Annotated in this window: 1 protein-coding gene; it reads left to right on the top strand. The window is 69.4% G+C overall.

Annotated elements, in window-relative coordinates:
* Nucleotides 1–793 (top strand): IS5 family transposase gene (locus OO47_RS35865; RefSeq protein ID WP_199812374.1). Its coding sequence is split into 2 segments (ribosomal slippage), with 794 coding nucleotides annotated over them: nucleotides 1–324 and nucleotides 324–793; the frame shifts between segments, so codons are not numbered across the junction. This gene is flagged as partial in the annotation.
* Nucleotides 794–803 lie beyond the last annotated feature (10 nt).

Raw genomic sequence — 803 nt, 5'->3', positions numbered from 1 at the left:
TGCCTGATGAGCTGTGGGAACGCATCGCTCCGCTGCTGCCGCCCCGCCCGCCGCGGCGGCATCGGTATCCCGGACGCCTGCCGGCGGACGACCGTGCGGCCCTGCGGGGCATCGTCTACGTGCTGCGCAAGAACGTCAGCTGGAGGGACGTGCCCGCCGAGCGGACCGGATGCAGCGGGGTGACGGCCTGGCGGCGGCTGCGGGACTGGACCGAGGCCGGTGTCTGGCCCCGCCTGCACGAAGTGCTCCTGGCCGAACTACGCAAAGCCGGTCTGCTGGACATGGACGACGCCGCGATCGACGGCTCGCACATCCGGGCCCTGAAAGGGGGGCTCACACCGGACCTTCGCCGGTCGACCGCGCCCGGCCGGGCAGCAAGCACCACCTGATCGTCGACCGACACGGAACCCCTCTCGCCGTCACTCTGACCGGCGGAAACAGGCACGACGTCACCCAGCTGACGCCACTGCTGGACTCGATCCCCCGTATCCGCGGCCTGGTCGGCCGGCCGCGTCACCGGCCACGACGGCTGTTCGCCGACCGCGGCTACGACTACGACAAGTACCGCCGCATCCTGCGGGCTCGGGGCATCACCCCGAAGATCGCCCGTCGAGGTGTCCCGCACGGCTCGGGGCTGGGCAAAACGCGCTGGGTCGTGGAGCGGACCTTCGCCTGGCTCCACCAGTTCAAACGCCTGCGGATCCGCTACGAGATACGCGCAGATCTCCACCTCGGCCTGCTTCAACTCGCCTGCAGCATCATCTGCTTGCGACGCCTACGAACCTCATTCTGAAACGATCAGT

Source organism: Streptomyces bikiniensis, assembly GCF_000716625.1.
In the GTDB taxonomy this organism is placed as follows: Bacteria; Actinomycetota; Actinomycetes; order Streptomycetales; family Streptomycetaceae; genus Streptomyces; species Streptomyces bikiniensis.
Note: the sequence above shows the minus strand (reverse complement) of the source record. Positions and strands in the feature narration are given on the sequence as shown.